General features: G+C 58.7%; 9 protein-coding genes. 8 read left to right on the top strand and 1 reads right to left on the bottom strand.

Translation table 11 applies throughout. From position 1 onward, the window contains the following. The first annotated feature begins 16 nt into the window (after window positions 1-16). The 8 genes from BW686_RS12860 to BW686_RS12825 all read left to right on the top strand — a co-directional run bounded on the left by BW686_RS12860 (window position 17) and on the right by BW686_RS12825 (window position 16,113). Complete coding sequence (locus BW686_RS12860) at window positions 17-3,793, top strand: baseplate J/gp47 family protein (RefSeq protein ID WP_179149261.1); 3,777 nt, start codon at window positions 17-19, stop codon at window positions 3,791-3,793. After that, the gene (locus BW686_RS12855) at window positions 3,786-6,290 is read left to right on the top strand and encodes a hypothetical protein (protein ID WP_084917215.1); all 2,505 of its coding nucleotides are present in this window, start codon (window positions 3,786-3,788) and stop codon (window positions 6,288-6,290) included. The genes BW686_RS12860 and BW686_RS12855 overlap by 8 nt, the downstream gene beginning before the upstream one ends. Then, a complete protein-coding gene (locus BW686_RS12850; RefSeq protein ID WP_084917212.1) occupies window positions 6,280-10,038 on the top strand; it encodes a contractile injection system tape measure protein in 3,759 nt (1,252 codons plus the stop codon). The genes BW686_RS12855 and BW686_RS12850 overlap by 11 nt, the downstream gene beginning before the upstream one ends. 71 nt (window positions 10,039-10,109) lie before the next feature. Next, window positions 10,110-11,816, top strand: coding sequence for a hypothetical protein (locus BW686_RS12845; RefSeq protein ID WP_084917210.1), 1,707 nt, complete (start codon window positions 10,110-10,112; stop codon window positions 11,814-11,816). Between the two features lie 26 nt (window positions 11,817-11,842). Next, window positions 11,843-12,682: a hypothetical protein gene (locus BW686_RS12840; RefSeq protein ID WP_084917207.1), complete on the top strand. Its 840-nt coding sequence runs from the start codon at window positions 11,843-11,845 to the stop codon at window positions 12,680-12,682. Between the two features lie 65 nt (window positions 12,683-12,747). Then, on the top strand, window positions 12,748-13,590 hold the full coding sequence (locus BW686_RS12835; protein ID WP_084917204.1) for a hypothetical protein: 843 nt from the start codon (window positions 12,748-12,750) through the stop codon (window positions 13,588-13,590). A gap of 16 nt (window positions 13,591-13,606) precedes the next feature. After that, window positions 13,607-14,977: an ATP-binding protein gene (locus BW686_RS12830; protein WP_084917202.1), complete on the top strand. Its 1,371-nt coding sequence runs from the start codon at window positions 13,607-13,609 to the stop codon at window positions 14,975-14,977. Then, the gene (locus BW686_RS12825; RefSeq protein ID WP_084917199.1) at window positions 14,974-16,113 is read left to right on the top strand and encodes an eCIS core domain-containing protein; all 1,140 of its coding nucleotides are present in this window, start codon (window positions 14,974-14,976) and stop codon (window positions 16,111-16,113) included. Before BW686_RS12830 ends, BW686_RS12825 begins: the two co-directional genes overlap by 4 nt. A gap of 137 nt (window positions 16,114-16,250) precedes the next feature. Here the strand turns inward: BW686_RS12825 and BW686_RS12820 are convergent, their stop codons facing one another. After that, the gene (locus BW686_RS12820) at window positions 16,251-17,114 is read right to left on the bottom strand and encodes a hypothetical protein (protein WP_084917197.1); all 864 of its coding nucleotides are present in this window, start codon (window positions 17,112-17,114) and stop codon (window positions 16,251-16,253) included. Between the last annotated feature and the right edge of the window lie 411 nt (window positions 17,115-17,525).

The raw sequence follows: 17,525 nt of genomic DNA, 5'->3' as shown, positions 1-17,525 counted from the left end.
TCGGGACAACGCCAGGATGGCCCTTGCTGCGGCACTCGACCCAGACAGTTGCAGGGTGGACGAGAGGGATCATCGCGACCGGCTCGCTTTCGCTGCCGATTTCGCCACGCTGGTGCTGTATTACGACAAGTCCAACCGGGTGGCCGGGGAGTGGAGCCGGTTCTTTCTAAAGGATCCGGCCATTCTCATGGCCGCGATCAGCAAGACGGAACCTGGCAGTTACTACGCGGGGGCTTGTGCAGGCCTGTCAGGCCGCTCGCCCGAGGTCAGGGATGTCGCCAACATCGGAGCAGCGTCCCAGCTATGCGTTCTGACCAGCAACATGCTTGTGCTTCTGGACCGGTGGCTGCATTTCATGAATCAGTCTCCCGATTCCTACGTCTTGCATGCCTTTCTGAACGCCCGGATCGGAAGCTCGCTCGCCGGGCTGCTGTGGGGCCTGGTGGCTTGGCAGCAGGCCCTGAGCATCAGCTCTCATGGCAGCGTGGCACCGCCGGATCGGCAGCTTTTTGCAGGTTTTGAACCGGTATGGCATGAGGTGCGTGATTACTCGGCCGTCGAGGCTTCACTGGTTGCGCCGACGCTGGAGGCCATTTACGCAAGCCTGCAGCAAATCTACCAACAAGTGTTCAGCATTTTTACTCAGGTCGTGGGCTACGCGGGGCACGCCTTCAAGGAGTGTCAGAACCTTCCCACCCGGTATGCAGACACAGCGCTGCTGATGGCGTTCAGCGAACTGATGGAAGTCCAGCAGCGTGAGATCAACGGGCTGGGCCGCAAGCACCTCGATTTCTATTACCGGCAGGTGCTGCTTCAAAACCCCAGGCCCGCGCAGGCAGATCAGGTCCACGTCTGCTTGAGCCTGGCGCCAAGGTACAACACGTTCACGCTCCCGGCGGGCACGTTGTTCAAGGCCGGCACTTATGCAGATGGCAGCGACATTATTTTTGTCAACGATCAACAGGCGCAGCTCAGCCGTGCGGCCATCGCTCAGGTCCGCACGCTGTACTATCCGGTCGGCGAACCCGACGCGCTGCTGTACTCGGCCACCGTGAGCGATCCGGGCAAGCTGGTTCAGGACCCTGTTCACGGAACCCGCTATTGGGATGCCTTTGGCAATGACCAAGGCGTTGCGGTGGAGCAGGGGTTCGCCATCGCTTCGCCGATGTTGTTACTGCAGAGCGGCAAACGCTCCATCACGATCACGCTGGGTCTGATGTCCGACGAGACGCCGGTGACGGGTTTCCCCGATGCGGGCTGCCGATACTTTTTCAGCACCGAGAAAGCCTGGTTACAAGTGACGCCGGAAAAAACGGTCGGCACGGCGGTGGAGGGTGTCGTGACCCTGCATTTCGAGCTGCGCGACAGCGCCCCCGCCATCGTCGCATTCGGGACGGCAATAGACGGTTTCGCAAGCCAGTGGCCGATGTTCAAAGTACTGCCGGGGCCCGCGCAGAGGCTTGATAAACCCTGCAGCCTGGCCACGGTTTCGATCAGTGTGAGCGTCGAGGGGTTTACCCGGCTGGTGTTGGCAAGTGACAGTTCCGTGCTCCCCTCGACAGGGATCGTTCAGCCGTTCGGCCCGGTGCCAGTGGTCGGGCAGAATTTCTATGTGGGCAGCAACGAGTGTTTTGCCAAGCCGCTGAGCGAGTTCGGGCTGTCAATGACGTGGGAAGGCCTGCCCGCTGATTTGAAACATTATTACCAGGCCTACAACGCGTATACCGCCGTCGAGGCCTCCGGGACGGATGCGGCGGTTGACCCTGGCGTCTTCAGCGTGTGCTGGCAAATGCTCAAGAACAAGAGCTGGCCGCTGTTGCAGGTTTCGCCAACCTTGCCGGACGCCACCCGTATCGGTGTGACTCCGCTGTTTCAGCAACAAGACGCCACGTCTGATCAGACGTCCGCAGTAGCGACCGACCCCACACCGGCCACCAGCGTGTTCAACATCTTTCCCGAGCCGGGCCTGGCGCATCCCGATTCGGACAGCGTTTTCCCGGCGGCACCGCAGCTGGCACTGGCGCCGTTGCCCCCTGTCCGGCTGGCGGAGAACGGCTACGTCCGTTTACAGCTTGTGAACCCTCCTTGGGCCTTTGGTCACAGCCTCTATCCCAAGGTTGTCGCCAGTGTCAGCCTGCACAACGCGCAATCCCTGATCCAGTCGGCAACCACCCGCCGTGAGTCGTTGTTCAGCAAACTGTGCCGCGCGTTCATGCGCGTAATGAGCAACGCCACGACCACGAAGCCGACAACCCCGCAAACCCCGCCGCCCGCATCCGGCAGCGTCCCTGCCAGCGGTGCAGCCTCAGACTCGTTGCTGGAGCTGCCCAACCCGCCCTATGCGCCTGTTTTGCAAAAACTGGTGGCCCGTTACAAGGCCAGCGTGTCGCTGGATATTGTCCGCAGCGGGCAGGATGAAAACCACCCGCTGGAAATTTATCATTATGGTTCGTTCAGGCCTTATCTGGCCTACGATGCCCAGCGTCCTGATCTGGGCTGCGGGTTCGCGCAACTGACGCCGCAGGTCGCAAAAACGCAGGTGGCGACGCAAGAGGACATTCGGCATCGCCGGCTGCCGCTGTATCCGGGTGTGGCAGGCAGCGGCAGCCTGTATCTGGCCCTGAGCAATCTGGTCGCGCCTGGCTCCCTGAGCCTTTTTCTGAACATCCTCACCGACGAACACCGGGTGGTTTCCGCCAGCGAGAGGGCTGCCTGCTTTTACTGGACGGCCGATGGCTGGGCAGCCCTTGATGTCGTCGACGATGGCACCTGCAACCTGAGCTGCTCCGGAATCATCACGCTGGAGATCCCAGCGACCTCTGCTGCAACCCAGGCGGCGGGCGGCGCCTCCTGGCTGGCTTCGCCGGTCATGCCCGCCGAAGGGTTCTGGCTGGCCATCGCGGCGCCGTGCAACGCACCGAACGTCAGAGTGACCTGTCTCAACACCCAAGGGGTGACGCTGCGCCGCTGTTCTGTGGTGTCCGTGCCAGAGGGTGAAACCCCTGTCATCAGCCCCGGCAGCATTGTGTCGACCCTGCAAAAGTGCGTGCAGGTGGCGGGAGTCGCTCAGCCTTTCGCCTCCTCGGGTGGCCTGCCATCCGAAGGCAGCGCGAGTTACGATCAGGCGAACAGTTTTTACCGGCGCGTCAGTATGCGGCTCAATCACAAGGACCGCGCCAGCAGCCATAGCAACTACATTGAAATGGCGCTGCAAGCGTGCCCTGAGCTGTATTGTGCGCAGCGTTCCGCAAGCCAGACACGCAAAGGGGCGGTCAGCATCGGTCTGGTCAATGGCTATCCCGACGCTACGCACCCTGATGCCTTCAGGCCGCTGGTCAATGCCGCTGCGCAACTCGCCATCCAGACATTTATTGCCCGACGCACCAGTGCGATGGCCGTGGTTGGCGTGCGGAACCTGGATCACCAGGTTGTCAGAGTCCAGGCAACACTGGTGCTGTCACCCGCAGCCAGCAGCAATGCGGTGCTCAAGGACCTGAATCAGCGGCTGCGTCTGTACCTTTCGCCCTGGATTGCGAGCGACCGGCCGCAGATGGACATCGCTAGCGGCTTGAGCCGTTCCGAACTGGCCAGCGTCATCAACCAGCATCCCGATGTTCTGGGCGTGTCTTCGCTACAGCTTCTGCTGGTTCCGGTCGGGCAGGGTGCCGAGTGTGGGGTTCCCGTCCTCGCAGATCCACTGCTGGCGGCTGGCGGCTGCCTGCTGGTGTCCGCCGAGCATCACCTGCTGCATGACGGATCAGAGCAGACGAGCATGGAGGCCCGTCATGGTTGACAAGGCCACCTGCATTATCGACACGCCCCTGTCCGACGCCTTGAATTTCAACGCATTGAAGGCGATGGGCATCGACCGGTTGAAGCACTTGGTGGGTGAGACCTGGAGCAACTTCAACGAGAGCGACCCGGGTGTCACGATTCTCGACCAGTTGTGCTACGCGCTCACCGAACTGGGCTATTGCGCGGATTTCCCGATCAACGATGTGCTGACCGAGAAGGATGGGCGCATTCGCTACGACGGCCAGTTCTTTGAGCCGCAGCACATATTGACCTGTTCGCCGGTCACCCTCGACGACTACCGCAAGCTGGTGCATGACCGCATCGACGTGGTCGAGGCGATCTACATTCAGGCCGAACTCATCATGGCTGACGGGGCCGCGCAACCCAGCGGGCGTTACCTCAGCGCTGTACATCTGGCGGTCGAGCCATCAAAAGAACTGCTTGCCAAGGTGCAGACGCTGCTCAACAGCCATCGTAATCTGGGCGAGCTTTTCCTCACGCCCACACCCATCGCGGTTCGCACCCTGGCCTTGGCGGGCACGCTGCGCCTCTCTTCCACGGCCAGCGTTGTCAATGTGCAGAGCCGGGTTCTGCAAGCACTCAAGGCCTATGTAATACCCCCGGTTGTTCGCCAGGGTTACCAACAGCTGCGGGACCTGGGCGTGGAGGCTGACGAGATTTTCAACGGGCCGGACCTGCAGCAAGGCTGGGTCAGCGGACCGGATGCGTTAGGGACCAAGAGAGACAGCGTGAACCTGTTCGAGCTGCATGCCTTGCTCCTCGGCATCGACGGCGTGGAGCAACTGCAAGGCCTGTGCTTCAGTGGCCCTGATGCGGCAAAGGACACGCTCGATATACACCTGGATCAGATTCCCGATATCGATTCATCCGCACTGGTATTCACCCTGGGCACCGTGCAACACCCCCTCGCTTCGCTGTCCGAGGCCGCCGATTACCTGAGTGATATGCGAGAGCAGCATGTGTCTTCCGGTGTCGAGTCGGCGGTATGCCGTTACCCGTCGCTGCCGCAGGGTCGCTATCGGAATATCGAGGCCTATTACTCGATTCAGAACACCTTTCCGGATACTTACGGCATCGGTGCCAACTCCCTGCAATCGGACTTGCCGGATTCGCGGGTGGCCAGCTCACGTCAGCTCAAAGGCTACCTGCTGGTCTACGATCAGCTGCTGGCCAATCAGTTTTCGCAACTGGCCCATGTCAGCGATCTGTTCTCATTCAAATTGCCGAAAACCGCGCTCTACACGGGCAGCGCGGACACTCGAGGCCTGGGCTATTCCGGTGTCGAAGTGACGTATCACTGTCAGCCCCTGTATGACGTGCCCGGCGCCATCCCGCTGTTGCGAGGCAATGACGCATTCCATTATCAGGCCGACCCCCAGCAACCGGACAAACTGGTCGCACGTGATGCCTGGCTGCGTTTCCGGCAGCATCCGGGCAATGCTTACCTGCACGGGCTGCGTGCCATGATGGAGCGTGTGTCCGAGGCGCAGCTGCGGCGCGATCGAATGCTGACGCACTTGATGGCGAGGCACGGCGAGCAGGCAGATCGTTACGACGACATGATCAGAATCGGTCATGGGTATGGCAGCGACGCCAAGAGCCGTATTGTGGTCAAAGGCATCTGGCTGCAGAACTACCGGATGCTGTCGTATTACCGCACCTGCGCATTCAACCGTGAATTCGCCACACCGCTCAAGGTGCTGCCCGACAGCAGGCAGCCGCACCGCCATCAGCCTTTTGCCGGTCACCCGACCATTGACGGGCAGCTTGATGAAGCGCTGATATACCAGCGTGCCGAACTGACCCAGAAGGACTTTCGCAACTTTTCGGCGTTTGAACTCAAGGTCGATATTCTGCTCGGGCTTTCTACCCATCTGCTGGCGCTGGCCGGCAAAATGCAATCGTTGCTGGATGAGCCGGACTTCGATGAATGGCTGCAAGCGTCGTCCGGCGACTCCGCCAGCTATTCGAAGCCTCATCTGGATATCTCGGTGTGCCACGCGGACACTGGCCACCAGTTGTATGAAAGCAACGGGCATTTGCTGACCATTGCCGGGGCCGCAGACAGGCGGCTGGACCGGCACGATTACCGGATGCACCTGGACCAGTTGCACTGGCTGGCGACACAGCGCAAAAGCTTTTTGTTGATTGAACACATTCTGTTGCTGCCGGACATCGGGCAAGGGCCGGCGGACTACTGCCTGAGCGCTTCGCTGGTCTTTCCCGACTACGTCGGCCTGGTCAGTCAGCAAGGCTTCGATGCCTTTATCCAGACGCTGCTTGAGCAGCACTGGCCCGCGCACGTTATGGTCAACGTCGTGAAAATGTCCCATGTCGGCCTGCGCGCGATGATTCCGCACTTTGTCCTCTGGCATAACAGCCCTCGCCATGCAGAGCGCCGTGAACCGGCCGCCCGGGTGCTGGCAAGGTTGCTGAGGCTGCCTGCGCCGAGCGAGGTGCCGCATGCAGGCTGACAACGTCATTGCCCGCTGCCGTTGGCAAAGTACCTTTGACCGTGAGGCGCAGGCGGGTGCTTTGCAGGATGTACTCAGCCACTGGAGCAATACGGGCCTTACCGAGGAACTGGACCGCTGTTTCAACGCGCGTTGCCCGGCCGATCAGACCTGGCGGATCGAGCGCCTGCATCTGGACCTGGGCGAGATCGAACTGGATGAGCTGACAAGCGAACTGCCGCAGCGTTTTCGTGTGCGTCTGCATGAGGCCATTGACCGCCTGCTGAGCCAGCAGGCCTTTGCGAGCGACGATGCCGGCCAACCGAATTTCCGCATTCTGCAACGCAATAATTCGCCGCGTGATTTTCTCGCCTGGTACCTCCAGCATGGTTGCGCGCCCTGGTGGTCCGGGGATTCGCTGGATGCGCTGCAAGTATTCGATCAACTGCTGGCCGTGCAGCCTGAGGCCGTGGGCGAACTGCTGCGTGACCTTGGCCAGTCGGACGTGGTGCGCAAGCGTGTCGTCTGGCAATTGGGCGAGGCGAGGGTGCGTAGCGTGGTTCACCTTCTGGAGCCGTGGCAGGGCACGGTGGTGTGTGCCTATGCTGATCAGTTGCTTGTCGTGCAGTCCAGGCATCGAGTACCGGACGTGGACCCGAGCAGTTTCAGCACGCAGGTCTGGCTGAGCATTCTCGGTTACCTTTTGATCGACCGCGGCACGCTGTTCAACACCATCAGTTTCATGCGGGCCAGTGTCTGGCGGACCGCGCAGCACTATCGAATCGATCCCCGGATGTTGCTGGCGCAGATGGCTGGAGCCGTACAGGCATTGCGGCCATCGGGTGTGATCAATGTCGGATTTCTCACGGCCATAGAAACCCTTCACGGTCAGGAACAGGCCGCCCGCGTTGTCACGCATGCTGACTCACCGCCGGCAGACCGTTGGGCGCACTGGCAACTGATGCTGCGTCATGGCCAGACGCGGCGGACCATCGAGCAGGACAGTGTGCGTTATACCGAGCTGTTTGCCGCCCTGGCGGGCCTTGATCCCGCTCGCATGACTGCGCTTCTGTACCAGGAGGGCGCGGCCCTTGAGGTTCGCCAGGGTTTGCTGCGTCATCTGGACGCATCAGGTCTGGATTTGCTGGCCCGCTTGCTGGCACCACAGGCGCACCGCTTCGTTGTCGCCTATGCCGATCAGGCAGAACAACTGATGCGCGCGCAACGCTGGAAGGTCGAGGTTGTCTGGCAGGCAGTGCTGGCCTGCCTGCTGTCTACCAGAGGTTCTGATTTCAATCGGCGCCAGTTGGTGCGCGATACGTTGCAGCAACTTTGCAGTGCGCATGGTTATTCGTTTGAAGCCTTGCTGGACCTGCTGATTCACTCGGTATCGGTGGCTCACGCCGGCCATCGTTTTGAGTTGCTGGCAGTGCTCAGGCGCTTGCAAAGCGATCTGCTCCAGCAGCCGACGGCCGTCGAGGCACAGAACCTTCAGTGGCGCGGCCTGCTGAGCTATCTGAACACCGGTTCGCGAAGTCGCCGTGGCCGGCATTCCTGGACACACAGGTTCGCCGTGTTACTGGCTGACCCCGTTACCCCGGAGGCGTGCAACCTGCTCGGCGACCTGTTGCGTTCGCCACAGCTGCGCGGTGTCAGCGACCGCGTGTTGAGTCAGCGATTGCTCAGCCTTGCGGGCGCAGTGGACTGGCTGCGCCTGGTGGCATGGCTTGATCCCGACGCTGTCGATTATTGCCACGACCTGTCCAAACGCCTGCTGGATGGCTACCGGCGCGGTCACTTGCCGTGCCTGGCGCGGCTTGATCCGGGGTTTCAGTTGCCAGCGCTGCTGATCCAGTCGCTGCCCGCTTTGCACATGCGCCATCAACGCTCCATTGCACGCTTCAATAGCGCCGTTTTCTGGCGGCAACTGAGTTCGCTGCTCGAACGGCAGGCGGGCGTTGACACCGCTGCGCTGCATCGGCAATTGGCCGATTATCTGCTGAGCGATCCGCTGTGGGGGGCTGCGCAGACAGTCGTCGCCTTTGAACTGCCCGTTACGCAGACCGGTCACCCGGTCGATCCCGTCGACCGTACGTGTGTGGATGCGCAACAACAATTGCTGCTCGACCTGACGCAGGAAAAGAGCGTCGCCCTCGACCGTTGGATAGAACACCAGCCTGACCGTTATCAGGCTCTGAACTGGCTGTCCACGCAGCAACACGTTGCGCCGGTTGCTGACGGAATGCTCACGTTTTTGCCCGCCGGGCTGAAGCGTCCGCAGGCGATCCTCAAGCAGTGGCGCGAGCTGTTGGGCGACTGCTGGCAGGGCGCACAGGCACTGCTGGAGCAACAATTGGCGCAGGTATTCTGGTCGGTCAGTTTCGACGCGCGCGATCAACACCTCAGCGCTGCGCAACTGCTCGCACGCATGACGGTGTGTGCGAGCCTGCGGCTGAACATCAGCGTTGCGGACATGCTCGCGGCCTATCGCACCCGGCTTCCGGCGATGGCCCACAGCTCATGGCATGACGCCTGCGTCTGTCTGCTGCAACAATCGCCAGCCCACGGTGATCAGCCCGCGTCCGTCACCGATCTGGCCGCCGGCGTCTATCAACAGGATTACTCGGGGCTTTATCTGCGTGATGCGCGGTTGCCGGAAGTCGCGCGTCACTTTTTGTTTCACGGTCGCGCGCCCGTCAGTGGTTCTTCTGCCCCGTCTTCGTCTGCTGTGGCCTGGGACCTGACGCGGTTGCTGCATGACCTGTTTCATGTACGCCCTGATCTGCTGCCAGGGGTCCTGAAGGAGAGTGCGCAGCATCCCGCCGCGCTGTTCCGGCTGACACGTATTGTGCCTTTTGCCTGGCTGGCCCATGCCTTGCGCAGCATCGCCCCGCAACGCCAGGTTCTGCTCATGCTGCTCGACGCATTCCACCACTGCCTGAGCCGCATCGAGTTGCCGGGCGCGAGCGCGCAGCAATGCGAGGCCCTGCTGTTTCAGCGGGTGCTGGACAGGTCGATGGTCGGTGACTGGGCCGCGCTGGAGCCAGAACCACTGGTCGACAACGTCTTCAATCAGTTGATACGCCAGCGCCCGGTCAGCCCGGCCGCTGTGTACGACGCGCTTGCGCCACACCGGAGCCAGTTGCCCAAACGTCTGCGTCAGGCACTGGACGTCATCACGAACGGTACGAAAAAGACGGCGGACACGCCGGCCGCCGCCGTGCAAAAACCTCGCGTGCCTTCCAAACCCACCCACATGCTGGATATTCCCATGACTCTCAATAACGCTGGACTGGTTATCGTGCAGGGCTACATCACAAGGCTGTTCGCCCTACAGGGGCTGGTCGAGAAGGGGGCGTTCGTCAGCGAAGACGCGCAACGCCGTGCCGTCCATTGCCTGCAGTATCTGGTCAACGGACGCACCGATACACCGGAGCAATACCTGATGCTCAACAAGTTGCTTTGCGGTCTTGCGGTCACTGATCCCGTCGAGGCCGAAATAACGCTGAGCGACGCAGAAAAGAAAACCATGGACGAGATGCTCCTTGCGGTCATCAACCACTGGCCGGCCATCGGCAAGTCCAGCGTTGAAGGTCTGCGGGGCAACTGGTTTGTCAGGGACGGGTTGTTGCAGGAAACGCAGGACCGCTGGGATTTGAAGGTGCATCACCGGCCCTACGATATGTTGCTGGATCGCTCACCGTATACCTTTTCGGTCATCAGGTTTCCCTGGATGCCGAAGGCGCTGTATGTCACTTGGCCGACGTGATGGTCGCCTCGCGCAGTGGGGCGAGGCGGGCACCGTGTTATCTGTTTTCATGAACCTGTAAGGAAGCACAGATGAATACTTATAACGAGAACCTGCAAGCCACGGTCAACACGACCCTGGCGGCATTATCAACTGAGCAGACCCGGTTGAAGTCCGAGCAGATCGCAAAGGATTATTCGCTCTACTACGCTCAGGAAGCGCAGATCACCCGACAGGATGCGGCACGGGAGATGATCGAGCTGCAAAAGCTGAGTCGTGCCATCAATGATCAAAGTCTGCTCGACGAAAACATTATCGATAATCTGTACCTGTCGGCGACCCTGGCCAATACCGATGTGGCAGCCAGCAACACCAATATGGCAACAGCCGCTTCAAACGTGAACATTGCCGCCAATGCTATTTCGGCATTGGCGGCCGGTATCGGTTCTGCGTTGAACAACGCCATTGCATCGGCGTATGAGAGCGAAATCTACAGGCAGGTTCTGCAAGCCAACGATTTCATCAATGAAACCGCCAACGATGCCCGTGAAATCTCGCTGCTGGCGATGGAGGCGTCCAGCAATACGTCGGAAATCGTCACTCAGGCGCTGTTGCAGCAAACCACAGAGGTCAAAGGCAAGATCGACGGTTTGCTCAAGACCACACAAGCCGTCTTTGATACCGCTTCTGCTCAGGCCAGTGCCAGTAATGCGGCGGCGGTTCAGGCCGTGCAACTGGAGCGTCAGGCGGAAGGCGCGGTGCGTGACATCGACAGTCAGGTCAAGGCCAGCGACGAAGCTTATCGACGCACCAACAACCAGCTCAACATGGGTCTGGATGTCCGCGTGTATGGCAGTCAGGAAATCGGCGTGGCGTTTCAGGGCTTGCCTGCGCTGGTGCCGACATTCAATGCCAGGCCTGCCAGCGAAATCGTGATTCCCTCTGCCGATCCTGTGTACTACCTGGCGCTGGTGTCTCAGGATCAGAGCGCTACCTTCACTGTCGATCAGGCACAGCAGCTGTTTGCCAGCAGAGCGGATGATCAGTTCAGAGAAGTGAAAGCCAACGGGGGCAGGCATTCCTCTGTGGATCTGAAAAAGGATGTGTTCGGCGAAAAAGTGCTGCCGGGCACCGCCTATGTCGCTTACCTGTACATTGAGCTGTCCATGAAGTATCGACGTTACATCGGTGACTTCTCTGACGTGTTGTCCTCGCCGAGTCTGCCGTTCACGCCGGCGACCACACTGCCACTGGCCCAGCCGTCAGAAGGTGAAGCACTGACGCCCGCAACCGACGGAGTGCTGTTTCTGTTGAACTTCAATCTGGCAGGGCTCAAGCCCGAACCCGTCGGCCTGGCGTCGTACTGCATTCTGGTGGAACACGGCCATCTTCATAAGCTGAACCTGCTCGCCAGTGCCGAGTACCGAAAGGCACCCATCTATTTCAATCTCGACATCGCGCAGCAAATTGCCCCGGCCAATTGCGAACGTGCCCATCTGGTCACCACAGCAAAGCCGGGCAAGAAAAAAGCCGCCGAGGCTGCTGCGGGTGATGACGAGTCCAGCCCGGCCATCGTGTCGGTCAGTGAGGGCGCGCTCCGTCATTACACCGTTCCCATCACTGCGACGACCACTGACAACTTCGGCAACCCGCTGAAACTGAAAACCGCTTACAAGCCGTACATTCTGACGCAGGTCGACAGCGCCCAAAACGATCACAGCGATGCCTATATCAGCGTTCTTTCAGACACGCTTGATCTGGTTACTTTTCCCCACCTCGGCAATCCGTCTGCTGACTGATTCTTCTCATACAAGGAGCTTGTGAAATGGTTAACGAACATTTGGCGTATGGAATTGCGGGCAAGAAGAAAGTAGACATCAAGCATCTGACAGATCAGGTGCAGCGGGCGCAAAACCGTGTTGCAGAACACCAGGCCATCGTGGATTCGCTGCAGGCCAAATCCGGCCTGTTTGCCGACAGCCTGACCCAGGCGACTGCCAACAAAGCCACTGCGCTGGTCAACTACAACCTGGTCCGCGACACGGTATCGGGAGTGAGAAGCCTGGCCAGCAATTTTGATATGGCTCGTAAGCAGGGCGACCGAGCGAGCGCGGGGGCCGCGCGGGTGTCGGAGAAAATGTCGAGCCTGATCGGCAAGCTGATTTTTTCCGTCGAGGTCATCAACAAGGTCACGCAACTGGTCAACAAACAGAAAGCCTTGAATGCGTTCTTGCCGGACACGTTGATTGTTTTCATGACCAATGCGACCCGGGACGCCAACAATGCGGTGGCGCTGACGCTGACGGCCCTTCAAAGCTGCTACGTCGCCGAATCGACCTTGCTGGAGTCCAACGGCGTCATCGGTCTGGCCAACGATCAGGCGGAAAAGCTGTTACAGCGCATGGATGCCAGCGGACGCCCATCGTCCGACAACGGCGGCAACCTGGCCGCTCTGGACCTGGGCAGCAACGGTGATGGCTTGCTGGTGTTGCTGCAAAGTGCCTACGAAAACTCGGTTGATACTTACAACAACACGCTGGCCAATAACCAGAACGTTGCCGATCAACTGGTTTTCGCCCAGACCCGACTGGCATTGGCCAACATGCAGTTGAGTTCCTTTCAGGCCGGGCTCAGGGCCGCCACGGCAGCGGCTTACGCGGCCTAGGTTCATCAGGCAACGTGGCCGGTTGGCAACGTTGCCCATCGGCCAGACTGCCAGGGAAATTCAACATGTCCAGAAAACGCTTTTTTCAAGACTGCTACCTGAAAACCGGCTGGTTGCCGATGCACCCACTGGCCCACCGTCTGGCCGTGGGGGACGCCTGCCAATTGCGTCAGGGACGGTTTCAACCCTTGCTCAACATTGCGGACGCGCACCTGATCGAACGTGTCGGCGTCAGCCAGCCGGTTGTCCTCGACCCGGTCGACTGGAAGTTGAGTCGTGATGTGCAACAGACCTTTTCCGAAACCCTGTGGGCCGAGGATGACGAGGGCGAGCGCAGGGCCTTCACCAAGCAGGTGCTGGAATTCTCCGAGGCAGGCGGTTACCTGTTCAGTGCCGCTGAGGTCAGTGCCTTGTTGATGACCAACTGGAGCCAGATTCGTGACGAGGTGACGCTGAAACTGACCCAGTTGCACTATGGTTTCACCGACGTCTATGTGGTGACCGGCGTTGCCAGGGCCAGCGATTGGGGGCTGGCCGTGGCCGGACAGGCAGGTGGGCGCCTCGATATTTCGGCGTCTTCAGGCAGCAGCGACCACCACGCATTACTCGGGCATGCCTCCGCCCGCGTGCAGCAACGGCAGGGCAGCGTGGATTTCGAGCAATCCGAAGGCCGGGCTGCCTATTTTTTCAAGGCCAGGAAACTGGTGATCAGCGATGCCATGCATGACCACTACCTTAAACAGCTTCTGGAAAACGCGGCTGACCTGCGCCCCGGCGAAATAGCCAACTGGCTGAATACGTCACTGCTCAACCTGATCAAAAGCAACGAACTGAACCTTACGACCAGCATCGGTTTTTTTGCCTGGGCGGACCTGTCACTCGACGACATCGAGCGACTCACTGCGTAGCCCATGGAGAGGTGCAATGGCCGACCGTCAACAGAATCTGCACGCCCTTGATCAAGAGCTGGACTGGCTGAGCGCTGTGATCGAGCAAACCGTAGCGTGCTACCTGAAACAGGACGGCCATGAGGCGATGGGCGAAGACATTCCTGCGCCACGGCTGGACCCGGAGCAGAGCATCTATGCCCGGCAGGTTGCCGACTGGAAGCTTGATACCCATGAACGACTGACCCTGGCCCTCGCGATGGCGCCGCATTTGCGACCTGAGGCGCTGGACACCCTGTTTGGCGTCAATGGCCGCACCGGTCGCGGTTTCAGTGAGTTCGGTGGCTGCACCGAGCGAGCCGTCGGTGGTTTTCTACCCACCGGCCAGACGCTGGTATTTCTGCTCAGCGCCAACCATCCAGCCAGACGGCTGGAAGCCATGCGGGTACTTGCACCGCAACATCGCTTCGCCGCAGAACAGCTGGTCACGCTCGAGCGTCGCGATGAGACGCTGCCTCAACTGGCGGCGATGCTCACGCTCTCGGATCAGTGGCTGCACTACCTGTTGACCGGCGAACAGGTGCGCCCGGAACTGAGCCCGGCCTTTCCCGCCAGCCCGATTGGCACGCCGCTCGACTGGCGTGATCTGGTGCTCGACTACAGCGTGATGGCCCAAGTTGAAGAAGTCCGTGCCTGGCTGACACATGGCCAGACGCTGATGCAGGATTGGGGGCTGGCCCGCAAGGTAAAACCGGGTTACCGAACGGTATTCCACGGCCCGCCCGGCACCGGGAAAACCCTGACTGCCGCCTTGTTGGGCAAGTCCAGCGGGCGTGAGGTGTACCGCGTTGACCTGTCGATGGTGGTTTCGAAATACATTGGTGAAACCGAAAAGAACCTTGGCAAAGTGTTCGACGTGGCCAGTTACAAAGACTGGATTCTGTTTTTTGACGAGGCCGACGCGCTGTTCGGCAAGCGCACGGCTGCCGCGTCCTCCAACGACCGGCATGCCAACCAGCAGACCGGTTATTTGTTGCAACGGATCGAAGACTTTCCCGGCACGGTGATTCTGGCAACCAACCTCAAGGCCAATATGGATGAAGCCTTTACCCGGCGCTTCCAGTCGATGATCCATTTCAGCATGCCGTCTGCGGCGCAGCGCCTGCAATTATGGAAAAACGCGTTCGACGGTGTGTGCGAACTGCAACCAGACGTCGACCTGCCGCAACTGGCTCAGGACCATGAACTGGCCGGCGGCGCAATCATCAACGTCCTGCGTTACTGCGCGCTGAATGCCATCGGCCGTGACAGCCGAACAGTCGGCCGCAACGACTTGATCGAAGGGATCAAGCGCGAATTTCGCAAGGACAACAAGACCCTTCAAGTGGGCAGGAGCCAGACCCGATGAGCGAATTTACCCCGCAGCGCAAGAAACAGTCCGACACCACCAAAGCCGACGCCGTCCATCAGCGTCAGAGCGCTGCGGTGCTACAGGACAATCGCCCATCCCCCGTCCAGGCCAAAGCCGCCCCGACTCCCAACCGCACCGGCATGCCCGACACGCTCAAGTCGGGCATCGAGTCCCTGTCAGGCATGAGCATGGACCACGTCAAAGTCCACTACAACTCCGACAAACCCGCTCAACTGCACGCCCACGCCTATGCCCAAGGCAGCGACATCCACCTGGCCCCCGGGCAGGAAAAACATTTGCCGCACGAAGCCTGGCACGTGGTGCAACAGGCTCAGGGCCGAGTGAGGCCTACGGTGCAGATGAAGGGCGGGGCGAATGTGAATGATGATGCGGGGCTGGAGAGGGAGGCGGATGTGATGGGACATCAAGCGTTACAGCAGAAGTCTGGATCTGCACAGAATAGTTTGTTATCCAGCGAGGCGTCAGGACCCACTGTTGTTCAACGTGTGGTGATTGAAGGGGGAATGAACTTTGACGCTATGTTAAAAGCATATGATTTTTCTCCAGCAGGACTGGCAATTCTTACTAATTGGGAGGCATCCCCCACACTTCATAGCTTTAAAAAAGGGAAGTTTCTGGAGGCGCTTGAAGCCGCCGTGGTTGAGAAGGCAAGGGCAAGTAATGAAAATGACCAGAATAAATTATTTAGTCAGGCCAATCACAAATTTTCGACACAGGCAGAAGGCAGGCTGCCCACCTTATATTTCAACACGGAAGATCATGCTAGAAGTGGGCGTCTCAGGCAGCAGCACCGGAGCGGCCCGCTTGCAAAAGCCAATGCTGGCGCGCACAGTGACTACTTTTTTGAACATAAAGCAGATGCGGCAAGTTTTAAAGAGGCCTTAAAGATGTCAAATAACAAGCAGAGTGTAATCGATAAGCTTTCATCTGATTATAACGGTGTGAAGGACGCAAAGCATGGGTATTTTCATGTTGAATCGAGTGAGAGCGGAAGCGGGCTGCCACACGGCTCTGTCCATCTTTCAGGTGGTCATGTAGTTTTGAATGGTGGAGAGCATGACGATCAGGCAATAGATAACATTCATAAACAGATTATTGGGGAGTCTCATTGAGTGTATCTTTAGAATAAGGGGCACTGACCGATACCCCGCTGCGTTATCTCAAAACAAAAGTAGCCGATTGGAGAGGTAGACTTCCGCGGGGACGATATTAAAGTTGAGCGCGTTCACTCTTCTTGTGATGAGGCGTTCTATGAGGTTTTTTCAGGCTGGACAAAGTCGACTACTTCAATGCCAAGAAGGTTTTTCAATGGCAGTAGATGTTTAGGGAATCCGGACTCTACTACCAGTAGGGCACGAACGTCTTTTACCTGCGACCGCGCAAGCAATACTGCTTCCATAACAGCTCGATATTTTACGCATTGGAACAGACCTCGGGTGATGTCAGCTGCCGAAGAGAGAGCAGACTTGACTTCGGCGGCTATCCATGAGGATTGGGTCGAAAATGATACATCGAGACTGTCACCAGATGGGAGTCGCTCCTCCATCAGCCCGCACGGTGTATTTGAAGGTAAGCCAATTGAGGCAGGATGGCGTGCCACGAAATCCTTCAATGCTTTATGGCGATCACTTTCGCCACCGCCACGCATTTGAGACGCCAGCTCAATGGTGTGCGAAAAATCGCCTTCGACGGGCTCGAGACCTAAAGCATGAAGGACCCTGTCCCAATGCGGAAAAGCGAAAACATGGCTAAGCTCGGCGTCGATAATCGTCTTTTTTTTATGATTAGGCAGTGTAGAGAATTCTTCTTCTTTCACTAAAAACCAACCAATGCCTTCTCCGGGGAGGCCGCTGTTTTTATTGACTACCAACGCTTGAAGAGGGGGGATTTTTGTATTCCATTCTTTTGAAAGCTGTTCAAGCGTTTGACCGATACTCCCGAGAACAAAGTTCAGGTTGCGTGGATTAGGCATGCCCAATTCTTGCGCCAGGTCGGAGTAATGTAGAGTCTTTCTTGCCTCGGCTTGACGAATCAGAATCGGGAGTGCCATTCGCGCCCTTTCCTGATAGAGCTTGTTGCCGTTAATAAGTCCTGAGATTTTTGCAGTGGTCATGTCATTCCTTAGACGTAAAGGGTTCACGGGGGAAGTGGGCGATGCCCATCATAATGAAATGTCGAGGGTAGCGTATGGCTACTATTTGGGCAAGGTTTTGCCATTTGCCGATTCTAAGTGTTGGATTTTGCCTGTGAGTGAATTTTTGGATGTCGCGTTATCTGCACAATTTGAGCAGCCTTTCGCTGGACGAACAGATAACGCAGTCGATGAATGGCGTGTACGAAATAGAATGTCTCGTTCGTGGGATGAGATGAGGGACAGCTTTTTCTAGCGGGTTCGGAAAGCAAAGTGCCCAAGCTCGAGTCCAATTATTTGCCTTTAGGCGTGGTGATGACCCTATTAGAGATCTGATTGCGGGCGCCAAGATCAAGATAGAAATAACGGGTCCACCCACCTCAAGCGCGCGTA

Origin of the sequence: Pseudomonas syringae, from assembly GCF_002157375.1 — a bacterium.
GTDB classification, from domain to species: Bacteria; Pseudomonadota; Gammaproteobacteria; order Pseudomonadales; family Pseudomonadaceae; genus Aquipseudomonas; species Aquipseudomonas syringae_T.
This window is presented reverse-complemented; position numbering and strand designations above follow the sequence as displayed.